This is a genomic window from Knoellia terrae (genome assembly GCF_048606435.1).
Classification (GTDB): Bacteria; Actinomycetota; Actinomycetes; order Actinomycetales; family Dermatophilaceae; genus Knoellia; species Knoellia terrae.
On sequence record NZ_JBMBWH010000005.1, the window covers coordinates 40,454 to 54,038 of the forward strand.

The window sequence follows — 13,585 nt, forward strand, 5'->3', positions numbered from 1 at the left end:
CTCCAGCATGCCCGAGCGTGCGGAGGAAGCCTCGCCGAGCAGGCATGGTCACGCGTGCCGCACTGCCCATCGCGGGCACTGGCCGCTCACTCCTGCGCCGCAGCGGCCTCGTCGACGCACACGACTCCGGTGTTGCCGTCCTGGTCGGCGATCACGGTGAGCGACGGAGCGTCGCTGTCGTCGACGACCGTCCCACCCATGGCCACGGCCGCGGCGATCCGCTGTTCGGCCACCTCGGGCGCGACATAGACCTCGACGTGGAAACGCTGGGCCCGGGTCTCTCGCTCGTCCAGATCGCCGAACCACAGGTTGGGCACCCGGCCCGTGGCATCCCGGATCTCGTCGCTGGGGGTGCCGAGACCTTGCGAGCCGGCGATCCCGGTCAGCAGCGCTGCCCACACGGGGGCGATGGTCCCCGAGCGCGTGGTGTCGAGACCGAGCTCGATCACGCTGACCGACCCGGGATCGGCCTCGAGCCCGTGGTCGCCTGCGATGTCGGAGATCCGTCGCGCGAGGTCCACGTCCAGCTGCGTCACCCACTCGACGACGTGTTCGGTGCCCTCGTCGTCGCGGTAGATCGCATCGGCACTGCTCAGCTTGAGGTCGACATGGCTCGTGCCGAGGCACACCTGCGGGTGGTGTCCCAAGGCGTCCCCTGCCTCGCCCACTGCGGCGACGAAGCGGGCACCTGCGGGAAAGTCGTCGACGAGGTAGCGGGCGTGCAGCCCCTGAGCCAGCTTGCGCCACTCGGTCAGCCTCGCCCCCGCGATGTCCTCGCTCCTCAGCATGTCCATGCCGACGGACCCTATCGGTGACGAGGCCATGAGCGGGGGCCGTCGTGGGGATGCCACGACGGCCGTCAGGTCCTCTCAGTACGTTGTCCGAATGAGTCGACAAGCGTGGGACCAGGAGGCGGCGACGTTCGATGACGAGCCCGACCACGGCCTGAAGCAGCCAGAGGTGAGGGGCGCCTGGAGGCGCCTGTTGCTCAGCGTTCTGCCCGAAGCGCCTGCGCGAGTCGCCGATCTCGGCTGTGGCACAGGCACGCTCGCCAAGCTGTTGGTCGACGAGGGCTACGAGGTCGACGGACTCGACTTCTCTCCCGAGATGGTGCGTCGCGCACGGATCAAGGCGCCCGAAGCGACGTTCGTCGTCGGCGATGCGGGCGCACCCAACCTGAGCCCTGCGGCATACGACGTGGTGCTGAGCCGGCACGTGCTGTGGGCGATGCCAGACCCGGCCGACGCGTTCGCACGATGGGTCGACGTGCTCAAGCCGGACGGAATGGTGGTCCTCATCGAGGGCAGCTGGGCGACTGGGGCTGGACTGACAGCAGCAGACTCGACGCGCATCGTGCGTTCGGTGCGTGACCACGCGGAGGTGCAGCCGCTTCCGGAGGCCGAGTACTGGGGCAAGGAGATCACCGACGAGCGATACATGATCGTCAGCCGGCGTTGAACTCATGTCGCCGAGCAGACACAGAGCGCAGGAAGTCTCAACCGGTGGCCTGCGCCCTGTGCTTCGAGCGCGGTCCTGGGTCTGGCCGTGACGTCGGCCAGTCCCTAGGGTCGCCCCATGACGCGCAGGTGCAAGGTCGGTGTCCAGCTGCCCGAGGTGGAGCGGTTCGTGCCGTGGCCGGACTACCTTGATCTGGCGCGGAGGGTGGAGGCGGCGGGCTACGACTCGATCTGGGTGGGTGACCACCTGCTCTACGACCTGCCGAGTGGGTTGACCCGCGGGCCGTACGAGGCCTGGACGACGCTCGCGGCCGTCGCGGCAGTGACGGAACGGGTCGAGATCGGGCCGCTCGTCGCCTCGACCAGTTTTCACTCTCCCGCGATGCTGGCCAAGCAGGCCGCGACCGTGGACGCGATCTCTCAGGGGCGGCTCATCGTCGGGCTCGGGGCGGGATGGAACCGGCGGGAGTACGACGCCTTCGGCTTCCCCTACGACCGTCGCGTCTCGCGCTTCGAGGAGGCGATGGCGATCATCGTTCCGCTGCTGCGGACAGGGCGAACGACCTTCCACGGCTGTACGACAGTCGACTGGCGAAGGCGCCGATCGGTCCCGGCGGCACGCGCGTGGTCAAGGTCGCTGGTCGAGGCGGGGTCCCCGACAGCATCTGGGCGACGCCCATCCTCAGCGTCACGGCGGTTGGTCCGACCGCTGACGGTTACGTCACGGTGCACCCCTCACCGGAGTACCGGCCGCTCACGTCGAACATCAACTTCCGTCGTGGTCAAACCCGAGCCAATCTGGTGGCCGTTGCCACTGACCCCTACGACGGATCGATCCGCGTCTACAACGCCAGCGGCAGCACGCATGTTCTCGTCGACGTCGTCGGATGGATCAGCGGGGGCGTCAGCCTCAGTGATGACGTCGGCAGTCAGCTCCAACCGCTCGGCCCGTCCCGCGTCCTCGACACCAGGTACGACGGCGGAGCGTTCCACCCCCGGCGAGACCGCGGATCTGCTGCTCGACCTCGGTCCGGACATTAATCCGGACGTGACGGCAGTCGCCGTCAACCTCACCGCCGTCGCACCGACGCAGGCTGGCTTCATCACCGCATGGGACGGAGTGGCTGGCAGACCCAACGTCTCGTCCCTGAACTTCACCACCGGCGCCACCGTCCCAGTCCTTGCCTTCGTGCCCGTCAGCCACCTCGCCGACGGCCAACTTCGACTCACGCTCTCCAACGGATCCAGTGGCAGCACCCACGTGCTGGCCGACATCGTCGGGTACTTCGACAGAGCCAGTCCGGAAGGCTTGCGCATGCGCCACAATGGCAACCCCGAGCGGGTCGGCGACACGCGCAGCGGTCTGAACACCGTGAAGAGCCCGATCGCACCCAACTCCACCCGTGGCTTCTCGGGCCTGAGCGAAGGGTGGCGGACGGTCGACACCGTGGGGATGCTGGCCAACGTCACCGCCGTCCGACCGACCACCCGGACCTATCTCACCGTATGGGGGAACGAGACAGGTGGGGCCCGGCCGACGGCGAGCAACCTCAACGCGGTTGCTGGTGAGGTCGTGGCGAACAGCGTGATCACGGGGTTCAGCTCGACGGACCGTTACAGCATCTACAACCAAGCAGGCTCAACCCACGTCATCGTTGACGCGCAGTTGGCACTGGACGTCTACCCGGGCGCTGACTCGGGGCTGAGCACCAAGATCAATCCGGTGTCTGAGCCGGGCAGCGGGCGGCAGATGCGTTCTACCGTGTCTCGCCAGTAGGCCGTGTTACAGCTGCTTCTGGCCTCTCGGTCAGGCCTCGGGCCCCACGTCGGGGCGCTTCAGAACGGTGGCGCCGACGGGTATCGAGTCGGGCATGCCACCGTGATGTTCGGTGGTGGCCCAGTGAGCAGCGCGAGCTCGAGGCATCGTCGGAGCTGGTCCTCGAGGAGCGAAGGAATCTCGTCGAGGCCCAGGAGTCGGATCCGCGGGCTGCCGTCGACCGTCGTGCAGTCGGCAGCCGTTGGCCCGGCAGGTTGAATTACGGATCGGTTGTCGGCAGCTCGAACATCGGGTGGCACGGCCGAGGCGCCGGGGACGGTGGCGCGGTCGAGGTGGTCGACGGGGTGGGTGACCCACGGTCGGCCGGCGGGGTCGCTCCAGTGGGCGGTGCCGTCGGGGTCGAGCCGGACGGTCCAGCCGCGTTGTTGCTTGATGCGGTGATGTCGCCGGCACAGGCACATCAGGTTGGTCGGTGTGGTGGCGCCGACCGGCCAGGCGATGACGTGGTCCTGGTCGGTGTACATCGCGTTGATCGAGCAGCTCGGGAACCGACATCGCCCGTCTCGCAGCCGGACCAGCCGCGCCATGTCCGGTGGGACGACGTACCCGTCGTAGCGGCGGGCGGCGTCCCTGCGGGCCCGCTTGGCCAGGGACGCGGGGACGACTCCGCCGACGACGGCACCAGTGTCCGAGTCGCACGTCAACGGCGTGGATGGCTCAACGGCGGCGGACGTGGCCAGGGCGTCGAGGTCGACCAGCGTCGGCGTGGTGGACCCGAGCCCGCCCACCTCGGTCAGCTGTGGTTCCCGCGCTGACGTGGGCGCTACGGCGTCGCTCGGTGCGTCAGCTGGTGCCTCCCCGGTGCGGGCGTCTCGGTCCGGAACGTCAGCAGGGACGGTGGCGTGGAGGTGGACGGTGACGTCGGCCCGGGCCAGCACCAGCTGCGCCAGCGCGTCCGCGCGGGCCTGCGCCAGGGTCAGGTCCGGGTCCTCCCGCCGCAACGTGCGGGCCAGGGTCTCCACGGCCTGCCACATCAACGCCGAGCTCTCCACCGGCAGCTCGGCCTCCCAGTGGTCCGTGCCCATCGTCGCCGGTGAGCGACGCACCGACCGGCCCTCGCGTGCCTCCTTCGCCTGCTTCGCGACCAGCTCAGGGTGCGCCCGAGCGACCATCCGCCGCACCCGCGCCCGCAACGGCCCCGTCGTCTCGTCCCAGCCACCTCGCGCGTCGTAGTGCCCCACCAACGCGTCGACGATAGCGGCGGCACCGTCCTCGGGGCACGCCTCGACCTCGGTGGTCACCACCCGGGCCCGCCATGCGTCGAGGTCACCGGCGAGCATCTGTCCGACCAGACGCGGCGTCGTCGTCACCTGATGGATGGCGACCTCGACCCGCGTCGCCGCCGCCTGCACGGTGATCCCCAGCGTCGGCCCGACCAGCTCCGGCGCGTCCAGCGCCCGGTGACCCAGCCCGCGGTGCTGCTGCCCCCACACCCCGTGCTGGTCCACGACGTCCTCGACCGCCGCGACATGAGCCACCGCCACCGTCTGCACCCCGGCCAGCACGTTGCCCGAGCGGTGCGTCTCCTCGACCACCGAGAGCAGCTGCTCCCGCGACAACTCCGACAGGTCAGTTCCACGCAAGGCGTCAACGACACCAGCGGTCGCGGACCGCAGCGCCGTCAGTGCCTCGTCGAGCTCCATACCGCAAACCTACAAGCCACCACTGACAGCCTGAGAACAAGAGAATGCTCAACATGACTGCAGGAGAACGGCATTGAGAGACATGACAACCCAGCACGCCCGGCATACGGCGCCTTGGAAGTGGCGTGGTCAGCCGCGTGGAGGAACCGCGCACACGTCGAGGTCGAACGGCAGGACGTCCGGAGTCGCCGACGCGAGCCGGGCAGCGTGGCTGTTCATCCGGCGCATGTAGTGACGACGGCACAGCACCTCGTACTCGACCAGCGAGTCGCTCGCCGAGGCCGTGTCGCCCACGACGACCTGCTCCCCCTCCACGACCATCACGCCGTCGATGATCCGGGCGTTGTGCGTCGCCCGAGCGCCGCACCAGCAGAGGGCGGCGACCTGGAGCACCTGCACCCTGTCGGCGAGCTCGAAGAGCCGCTTCGACCCGGGGAACAGCTCGGTGCGGAAGTCCGCCGTGATGCCGAAGCACGTCACGTCGATGCCGAGCTCGTCGACGATGCGGGCCAGCTGCTCGATCTGGGCGCCCGTGAAGAACTGGGCCTCGTCACAGATGAGGTAGTCGGCGCGCTGGCCGTGGGTGAGGTGCTCGACGACGACGTCCCAGAAGTCGAGGTCGTCGGTGACCTCGTGGGCGTGGGTCGAGAGGCCGAGCCGGGAGGACAGCACCGACTCCCCCATGCGGTCGAGCTTGGTGAAGATCAGCCCGACACGCTGTCTGGCCCGGTGGTTGTGGTCCATCTGGAGCGCGAGGGTGGACTTGCCGCAGTCCATCGTCCCGGAGAAGAACACCAACTCAGCCACGAGCCGACACCCTATGACGACCGTGCGGGGACGTGGAACATCGGCACCGGGACCTCGTCGTCGGTGAGCGAGCCGTGCAGCCCGACGAGGGCGAGCAGCTGCGGCCGGTGGTGGCGCGAGTCGACCACGGCGTGCGGCTCACGCATCGCCACGACGACGTCGCCGATGCGGGCGAGGTGGTCGTCGTGGACCGCCCCGAAGAGCCCGCCGGACACGGACTCCTCACGGGACAGCACCCACGCGACATCACCCAGTCGGGCGCGCCACGTCGCCAGCACGTCAGCCACGGCACCGGTCTGGCAGTACAGCTGGGGCGCCCGTGGCTCACCGCCCGTGTGCCGCACCCCCGCTGCGAGCTCGGTGTCGAAGGCCACGTCCACGCGGTTCTCCATCGGCACGTCGACCATCCCGTGGTCGGCCGTGATCGTCAGCGAGCAGTCGGAGGGCAGTCCGTCCGCCAGCCTCGCCAGGGCCCGGTCGATCGTCTCGAGCTCGTCGCCCCACTGCCAGGACTCGCAACCGTGGACGTGCCCGACCTTGTCGAGGTCCCCCCAGTACAGATAGGTCAGCGAGGCCGGCCGCGACCGGGCGTGCGCCAGGGTGGCGTCCACCCGCGCGTCGAGCGTCTTCGCCGACACGAAGCGACCACCGCGCAGAGCCGCCCGCGTCAGCCCGGACCCGTCGAAGAACGCCGGTCCCACCCGGGCCACGTCGAGGCCACCCGCCACGGCCCTCTCGAACCAGGTCGTCCGGGGCTGCCAGTGCTCGGGCACCGGCCCGTCCTCCCAGGACAGCTCGTTGAGCAGCCGGTCCTCACCGGGCACGAGCACCTCGAAGCCGACCATGCCGTGCGAGCCCGGCGCGAGGCCCGTCCCGAAGGACCCCATGGACACCGGCGTCGTCGACGGGAACCCGCTCGCCACCCGCAGCCCGTCGGCGAACAGCGTCCGGAGCCACGGCGCATGTCCCCCACGACGGCGCAGCAGGTCGTACCCGAGCCCGTCGACGAGCACCACGACGGCACTGCGCGCCGGCGGCAGCACCCATCGGGGACCCACCGAGGACAGACCCACGGCCCCGAGAACCGACGGCAGGACGTCCGAAAGCCCGCCCGCGGCATACGCCGGAGCAGGAGCCGCAGCAGGAGCCGGACCCGAACCCGCAGAGGGAACGGTCAACGGCCGAGCGAGGCCGACAGCGCGTGGGCGAACGAGATCGCCTGCTGCAGCGCCGGGTCTCCGTCGGCGGTGGCCGAGACGCGCAGCGCGATGTCGTCGCTGGAGATGGTGCCGTCGTAGCCGTGGTCGGCGTCGCAGCCCGGCTCACCACAGGTCGCGGGCAGCAGGTCGACGCGGCTGACGGCGCCCCAGCCGAGGGTGAGCGTCAGCTCGCGCCCCAGCGAGCCGGGCACGTAGTTCTGGGGGTCCGCGACGACGTGGGTCAGCATGACCCCGCGCACCGCGGACAGCGGGATGCTCTCGGTGGTCGCCGTGGCGACCTCCTCGGCGAGCCCGGCGGGAGCACCGTCGGCATCGCCGGCACCCTCGTCGGCGTGGTCGTCGGCGTGCGCGATGACGAGGCGCGACGGTGTGAGCACGAGGACGGTGACGTGGCGGCGGATGACGTCGCGGTCAAAGGTCGTCTCGAGGTGGACGAGGTGCGAGCGCACCTCCTCGCCGGCGAGAGCCGCGGAGACGACGTCACCGACGAGGGCCGGGTAGTAGCCGGCGCGTTCGATCGCGGCGGTGAGGTCCACCGGTAGGGTGGGGACGTCGAACGAGCGCTTCATGCCCGTCATTCTGCCGCACGGCACCGACCTCCCCGTCCGCGCGGGCCCGCCCGAGCGGCCCCCGGGGACGCCACAGCAGGCTCAGGTCAGCGAGCGCCGACCCGGATCCGTGCGCCGGCCCATCGGCCCGACCGTGACCTCGGCGCCGAGCACCTCGACTCCCCCGGGGTGGGCGTTGACCGGGTTGAGCCGCATCGAGACGATCTCGGGCATGTCGTCGCTGATGACGGACACCCGGGCGATGAGGTCGGCGAGCGCGGCGCGGTGCACCGGCGTCGATCCGCGGTGACCGTGCAGCACCGGCGCCGCCTTCACCGACGAGATCAGCTCGGAGACGGCGACGTCGGTGAGCGGCGGGATGCGGTGGGCGATGTCGTCGAGCAGCTCGGTGGGCAGCCCGGCCACCCCGAAGCTCACGACCGGCCCGAACAGCGCGTCCTCGTCCGAGGAGACGAGGCAGGCCACACCGGGGGTCGCCATCCGCTGCACCTCGAGCTGCCCCGCGGCCAGCGGCGAGAGCCGCTCGTGCAACGAGCCCCAGGCCTCGATGACCGACTGCGCGTTGGCGAGGTCGACCCGCACCCCGGTGATCCCACCCTGGTGACGCAGCATCGGCGCCGTGGACTTGAGCACCACCGGGTAGCCGATCGCCTCCGCCGCCTCGACCGCCTCGTCGACGGTCGTCACCGATCGCGACGCCCAGACCTCGATCCCGTAGGCCCGCAGCAACGCCCGCGTCTCGTCCGGGTCCAGCCGTCGTCCCTCGGGGTTGACCGAAAGCACGGTGTGGACCACGTCCTCCGCGACCCGCCGGTTGATCCCCGCCGGCGCGACCGGGACGCCGTGGTCCTTGTTGCGCCACTCCGCATACTTCGTCGCCTTCGCGAGCGCGTATGCCGCGTCCTCCGGCATCGCGTAGATCGGGATGGCCTGCCCCGTGCCGCCCTCGTCCATCGACGTGGAGGAGTCCACGCCCCGCATGCCGAGGAAGGTCGCGACACACGTCTTGTCCGAGCCCCGGGCGGCGGTGCGCACGGCGTCGGTGACCTCCTCGTCGTGCGCGACGATCGGCGGGATGAAGCAGGTGAGCACCGAGTCGACGTCGGGGTTCTCGAAGGCCGTCGTCAGCGCCTCGCTGAACTCCTTCGGGGTCGCGTCGGACGGGAGGTTGACCGGCCCGTGCGTCACGGTGAGCCCGCGCCCGGCGACCGCCCCGGCGGACAAGGCCCCGAGCGCCGCCGAGTTCCCGACGATCGCCACGCGACGCCCGGCGGGCAGCGGCTGGTGGACCATGAGCTGGGCGACGTCGAAGAGCTGGTGCACGTTCGAGACCTTGACCACGCCCGCCTGCCGCAGCATCGCCCCGAAGACCGCCGGGCGCACCTTGGTCCTCCGCACCCGGTGGCCGGGAGGGGCGCCGTAGGCGGAGATGCCGGACTGCACGACGATGACCGGCTTGATGAGGCCGAGGTTGCGCGCGATCCGCGAGAACTTGCGCGGGTTGCCCATCGACTCGAGGTACAGCCCGACGGCGTTGGTCTCGTCGTCGTCGATCCAGTACTGCATGAGGTCGTTGCCCGAGACGTCGACCCGGTTGCCCGCGGACGCGAACGTCGAGATGCCGAGGTTGCGGCGGGCAGCCGAGGCGAGCACCGCGATGCCGAGGGCACCGGACTGCGCGAAGAGGCCGAGGTGCCCGACGGGCGGCATCGTGGGCGACAGCGAGGCGTTGAGGACGAGCCCGGGGTGCGTGTTGATGATGCCGAACGAGTTCGGGCCCACGATGCGCATCCCCGACCCGCGCGCCCGCCGCACGAGCTCGGCCTGCAGCTCGTCCCCCTCTCCCCCACCCTCGCCGAAGCCGGCACTGACGATGAGGAGGGCGGCCACTCCCGCCTCCGCGCACTGGTCGACGACCTTGAGCACCTTGGCCGCCGGGACCGCGATGACGGCGAGGTCGACCGGCCCCGGGACGTCACCGATCGTGTCGTATGCCGTCCGCCCCAGAATCGCCTTCGCCTTGCGGTTGACGGGGTGCACCTCTCCCGTGAACTCGGCCTCGAGCAGGTTCTTGAGGAAGTGGTGCCCCATCGTGTGCGGCGAGCGACCGGCCCCGATGACGGCGACGACGCGCGGGCGCAGGATCCGGCTGACGCTGATCGCCTCGGCGCGGTGCTCCCGTGACATCGCCACGGCCTTGGACCGGTCGGTCGGCTCGATGTCGAAGTGGAGGGCGACGATGCCGTCCTCGACCTTGCGGCTCACCTCGTAGCCGGCCTCCGAGAAGACGGTGAGCATCCTGCGGTTCTGCGGCAGCACCTCGGCGGTGAAGCGGGTGATGCCGAACTCCTGCGCGATCGCGGCGAGGTGCTCGAGCAGCACCGACCCTATGCCGCGGCCCTGGTAGTGGTCGCTGACGTTGAACGCGACCTCGGCCGACGTGGGGCTGATCCGGTCGTAGCGGCCGATGCCGAGGATCTCGTCGCTGACGGTGATGACGAGCGCGACCCGGTCCATGTAGTCGACGTGGGTGAAGCGGTGGACGTCCCTGTCGGACAGCCGCCGCAGGGGCGCGAAGAACCTCAGGTAGATCGACTCGTCGGACTGCCGCGCGTGGAAGGAGTGGATGCCCTCCTCGTCGCTGGGCAGGATCGGCCGCAGGTGCCCGACGCTGCCGTCGCGGAGCACGACGTCGGCCTCCCACTGCACCGGGTACCCCGGCGGAAGCTCCACGTCCGAACTCATGGTGCACATCGTGGCACGGCACGATGGGCACCATGGACCTTCTCGAGGCGGTGTCGCGGCGCCGCATGGTGCGCCGCTTCGACCCCGACCGCGACGTCCCGCCGGGGACGGTCGAACACCTGGTGCGCCTCGCGCAGCGCGCGCCCAGCGCAGGACACACGCAGGGGTGGGACGTGCTCGCCCTCACCCGCCCGACCGACCGCGAGCGGTTCTGGGAGGTCACCCGCGAGCGTGACGGCGAGCGCGACCGCTGGCTGCGTGGTGTCTCCGCCGCCCCGGTGCTGCTCGTCATGCTCGCGGACCGGACGGCATACCTCGACCGCTACGCGGAACCGGACAAGGGATGGACCGACCGGTCCCTCGACCGCTGGCCCATCCCCTACTGGGACACCGACACGGCGATGGCGGCGATGATCGTCCTCCTCGGTGCGGTCGACGCCGGGCTGGGGGCCCTGTTCTTCGGCGTGCCCGGCTCTCGTCACGACGCCCTCAAGGCGGCGTATGCCGTCCCGCCCGACCGTCGGGTCGTCGGCGTCATCGCGCTCGGGCACGAGGCCGAGCGGGTGCGCAGCCCGTCCCTGAGGCGCGGGCGCCGGCCGCTCGAGGAGGTCCTGCACCACGGCCGGTTCGGCGAGTCGGCGGCGACGACGTCGGAGGCCTGAGAGAGGATGCCGTGTGCGGACGCCACCCGTCCGTGACGACTCCGACTCCGAGGTAGACCTCCGCCCCATGGCCAAGCGCACGTCCCCCGCCACCTCCGCCGACGACGTCGTGGACGGTGACGGCCGCGTCGTCGACATCGACGTGGGCCTCGAGATGCAGAACGCGTTCCTCGAGTACTCCGTGTCGGTCATCCACTCGCGGGCCCTGCCCGACGTGCGTGACGGCCTCAAGCCGGTGCAGCGCCGGATCCTCTACTCGATGAGCGAGATGGGCCTGCGGCCCGACCGCGGCCACGTGAAGTCCTCCCGGGTCGTCGGCGACGTCATGGGCAAGTACCACCCGCACGGCGACACCGCCATCTACGACGCCCTCGTGCGCATGGCCCAGCCGTTCACGATGCGCCTGCCGCTCGTCGACGGCCACGGCAACTTCGGCTCCCTGGACGACGGTCCGGCCGCGTCGCGCTACACCGAGGCGCGCCTGGCCGCCGCCGCGCTGGTCATGACCGCCGGGCTCGACGAGGACACCGTCGACTTCGTCCCCAACTACGACGACCAGCTGCTCCAGCCGGGCGTGCTGCCCGCGGCCTACCCCAACCTCCTCGTCAACGGGGTCAGCGGCATCGCCGTCGGCTTCGCCACCAACATGCCGCCGCACAACCTCGTCGAGGTCATCGGCGCCGCCCGCCACCTCATCGCCCACCCCGACTGCAGCCTCGACGACCTCATGAAGTTCGTCCCCGGCCCGGACCTGCCGCTGGGCGGCCGGATCGTCGGCCTCGACGGCATCCGCGACGCCTACCTCACCGGCAAGGGCAGCTTCCGCACCCGAGCGACGGTGCGCATCGAGAAGATCACGCCCCGCAAGTCGGGCATCGTCGTCACCGAGCTCCCCTACCTCGTCGGCCCCGAGAAGGTCATCGAGCGGATGAAGACGCTCGTCCAGGGCAAGAAGCTCCAGGGCGTCAGCGACGTCAAGGACCTCACCGACCGCAAGCACGGGCTCCGTCTCGTCATCGAGGTCAAGAACGGCTTCAACCCCGAGGCGGTTCTCGAGCAGCTCTACCGGCTCACGCCGATGGAGGACTCGTTCGGCATCAACAGCGTCGCCCTGGTCGACGGCCAGCCGCAGACCCTCGGCCTCAAGGACCTGCTGCGCCACTACGTCGAGTTCCGCATCGACGTCGTCCGGCGGCGCACCGCCTTCCGGCTCCGCAAGGCTCAGGACCAGCTGCACCTCGTCGAGGGCCTGCTCATCGCCATCCTCGACATCGACGAGGTCATCCAGCTCATCCGCACGAGCGAGGACACGGCCACCGCCCGCTCACGACTCATGAGCGTGTTCGACCTCTCCGAGATCCAGGCCAACCACATCCTCGACCTCCAGCTGCGGCGCCTGACGAAGTTCTCGCGGCTCGACCTCGAGACCCAGCGCGACGACCTGCGCGCCCGCATCGAGGAGCTCGAGGCGATCCTCGGCGACGAGAAGCTGCTCCACCGCACCGTCTCCAGCGAGCTCGCCGACGTCGCCAAGAAGCACGGCACGCCCCGCCGCACGGTGCTCCTCGAGTCGGCGGGCAACCCGGTGAGCTCGTCAGCGCCCCTCGAGGTGAGTGACGACCCGTGCTGGGTGCTGCTCTCCTCGACCGGGCTGCTCGCCCGGACCTCCACCGACGACCCGATCCCCGTCGAGGGCCCGCGGGCCAAGCACGACGCCGTCGTCGCCGCGGTCCGCACGACCGCGCGCGGTGAGGTGGGACTCGTCACCAGCCTCGGCCGGATGATCCGGATCAGCGCCCTCGAGCTGCCCACCCTGCCCCCGCTCGGTGGCGCGCCCAGCCTGTCCGGCGGCGCCCCGCTCGCGGCCTACGTCGACCTTCCCCGCGGTGAGGAGCCGGTCAGCATCGTCTCGCTCGCCGCCGACGGGCCCGGGCTCGCGCTCGGCACCGCCCAGGGCATCGTCAAGCGCGTCACCGCCGACCAGCCCAAGGCTCACGACTGGGACGTCATCTCGCTCAGGGACGGCGACCGGGTCGTCGGCGCCGGCCAGGTGGTCACCGGCGACGAGGACCTCGTGTTCGTCACGACCGACGCCCAGCTGCTGCGCTTCCCTGCCAGCGGCGTGCGTCCCCAGGGGCGCAGCGGTGGCGGCATCGCCGGGATGCGCGTCACCCCCGGGCAGCAGGTCGCCTTCTTCGGCGTCGTCGACCCGTCCCGCGACACCGTCGTCGTCACGGCCAGCGGGTCCTCCGACGCCCTGCCGGGCACGCAGCCCGGCGCCATCAAGGCCACCCCCTACGTCGAGTACCCCGCCAAGGGTCGCGGCACCGGCGGCGTGCGGGCCCACCGCTTCCTCAAGGGCGAGGACACCCTCGTCCTCGCGTGGGTCGGGGCCACCCCCGCCCGGGCCAGCGGCGCCGGAGGGGTCGCTCTCGAGCTGCCCGAGGCGACCGGTCGCCGGGACGGATCGGGCGTCCAGGCCTCTGCCATCATCACAGGCATCGCCGGACCGCCGGGCTGAGCCGGCCCGCCTGGGCCGCCCCGCTGAGCAGCCCGGCCGGCATACTCCGCGTCTGCCGTCCAGCCCCGTCCCGCCGGACGGCCGTGTTACGCGATCGTGACCGGACAAAGTCCGGGAAATCATT

Annotated in this window: 10 protein-coding genes; 4 read left to right on the forward strand and 6 right to left on the reverse strand. The window is 70.8% G+C overall.

Translation table 11 applies throughout. From position 1 onward, the window contains the following. Window positions 1–86: 86 nt before the first annotated feature. On the reverse strand, window positions 87–794 hold the full coding sequence (locus ACOJV9_RS08555) for a 4a-hydroxytetrahydrobiopterin dehydratase (protein WP_420184778.1): 708 nt from the start codon (window positions 792–794) through the stop codon (window positions 87–89). A gap of 91 nt (window positions 795–885) precedes the next feature. Here ACOJV9_RS08555 and ACOJV9_RS08560 point away from each other — a divergent pair, with 91 nt between their 5' ends. Both ACOJV9_RS08560 and ACOJV9_RS08565 read left to right on the forward strand, forming a co-directional pair. After that, window positions 886–1,458: a class I SAM-dependent methyltransferase gene (locus tag ACOJV9_RS08560; protein ID WP_420184779.1), complete on the forward strand. Its 573-nt coding sequence runs from the start codon at window positions 886–888 to the stop codon at window positions 1,456–1,458. Window positions 1,459–1,575: 117 nt separating this feature from the next. Further along, window positions 1,576–3,234 carry an LLM class flavin-dependent oxidoreductase gene (locus tag ACOJV9_RS08565; RefSeq protein WP_420184780.1) on the forward strand — a complete coding sequence of 553 codons (1,659 nt, stop codon included), beginning with the start codon at window positions 1,576–1,578 and terminating at the stop codon, window positions 3,232–3,234. A gap of 59 nt (window positions 3,235–3,293) precedes the next feature. On the opposite strand, the gene ACOJV9_RS08570 is transcribed toward ACOJV9_RS08565, so the two are convergent. The 5 genes from ACOJV9_RS08570 to ACOJV9_RS08590 form a co-directional block, all read right to left on the reverse strand. After that, window positions 3,294–4,937, reverse strand: a complete 1,644-nt coding sequence (locus tag ACOJV9_RS08570; protein WP_420184781.1) for an HNH endonuclease signature motif containing protein — start codon at window positions 4,935–4,937, stop codon at window positions 3,294–3,296. 129 nt (window positions 4,938–5,066) lie between these two features. Further along, window positions 5,067–5,744 (reverse strand): thymidine kinase, encoded by a 678-nt coding sequence (locus ACOJV9_RS08575; protein ID WP_420184782.1) that lies wholly within the window; start codon window positions 5,742–5,744, stop codon window positions 5,067–5,069. An 11-nt stretch (window positions 5,745–5,755) separates the two neighbouring features. Beyond that, window positions 5,756–6,922: an alkaline phosphatase family protein gene (locus ACOJV9_RS08580; protein WP_420184783.1), complete on the reverse strand. Its 1,167-nt coding sequence runs from the start codon at window positions 6,920–6,922 to the stop codon at window positions 5,756–5,758. Beyond that, complete coding sequence (locus tag ACOJV9_RS08585; protein ID WP_420184784.1) at window positions 6,919–7,542, reverse strand: DUF5998 family protein; 624 nt, start codon at window positions 7,540–7,542, stop codon at window positions 6,919–6,921. The genes ACOJV9_RS08580 and ACOJV9_RS08585 overlap by 4 nt, the downstream gene beginning before the upstream one ends. 72 nt (window positions 7,543–7,614) lie before the next feature. Further along, a complete protein-coding gene (locus tag ACOJV9_RS08590; RefSeq protein ID WP_420184785.1) occupies window positions 7,615–10,287 on the reverse strand; it encodes a bifunctional acetate--CoA ligase family protein/GNAT family N-acetyltransferase in 2,673 nt (890 codons plus the stop codon). Between the two features lie 23 nt (window positions 10,288–10,310). Here ACOJV9_RS08590 and ACOJV9_RS08595 point away from each other — a divergent pair, with 23 nt between their 5' ends. Continuing rightward, window positions 10,311–10,940 carry a nitroreductase family protein gene (locus tag ACOJV9_RS08595; RefSeq protein ID WP_420184786.1) on the forward strand — a complete coding sequence of 210 codons (630 nt, stop codon included), beginning with the start codon at window positions 10,311–10,313 and terminating at the stop codon, window positions 10,938–10,940. Between the two features lie 67 nt (window positions 10,941–11,007). Next, window positions 11,008–13,461, forward strand: coding sequence for a DNA gyrase/topoisomerase IV subunit A (locus ACOJV9_RS08600; protein WP_420184787.1), 2,454 nt, complete (start codon window positions 11,008–11,010; stop codon window positions 13,459–13,461). The last annotated feature ends 124 nt before the right edge of the window (window positions 13,462–13,585 follow it).

What these genes read in the sequence shown, in the direction of transcription:
- ACOJV9_RS08570 (WP_420184781.1), bottom strand. Translation starts at nt 4,937, where the DNA reads ATGGAGCTCGACGAGGCACTGACGGCGCTGCGGTCCGCGACCGCTGGT.
- ACOJV9_RS08565 (WP_420184780.1), top strand. Translation starts at nt 1,576, where the DNA reads ATGACGCGCAGGTGCAAGGTCGGTGTCCAGCTGCCCGAGGTGGAGCGG.
- ACOJV9_RS08585 (WP_420184784.1), bottom strand. Translation starts at nt 7,542, where the DNA reads ATGACGGGCATGAAGCGCTCGTTCGACGTCCCCACCCTACCGGTGGAC.
- ACOJV9_RS08590 (WP_420184785.1), bottom strand. Translation starts at nt 10,287, where the DNA reads ATGTGCACCATGAGTTCGGACGTGGAGCTTCCGCCGGGGTACCCGGTG.
- ACOJV9_RS08560 (WP_420184779.1), top strand. Translation starts at nt 886, where the DNA reads ATGAGTCGACAAGCGTGGGACCAGGAGGCGGCGACGTTCGATGACGAG.
- ACOJV9_RS08555 (WP_420184778.1), bottom strand. Translation starts at nt 794, where the DNA reads ATGGACATGCTGAGGAGCGAGGACATCGCGGGGGCGAGGCTGACCGAG.
- ACOJV9_RS08595 (WP_420184786.1), top strand. Translation starts at nt 10,311, where the DNA reads ATGGACCTTCTCGAGGCGGTGTCGCGGCGCCGCATGGTGCGCCGCTTC.
- ACOJV9_RS08600 (WP_420184787.1), top strand. Translation starts at nt 11,008, where the DNA reads ATGGCCAAGCGCACGTCCCCCGCCACCTCCGCCGACGACGTCGTGGAC.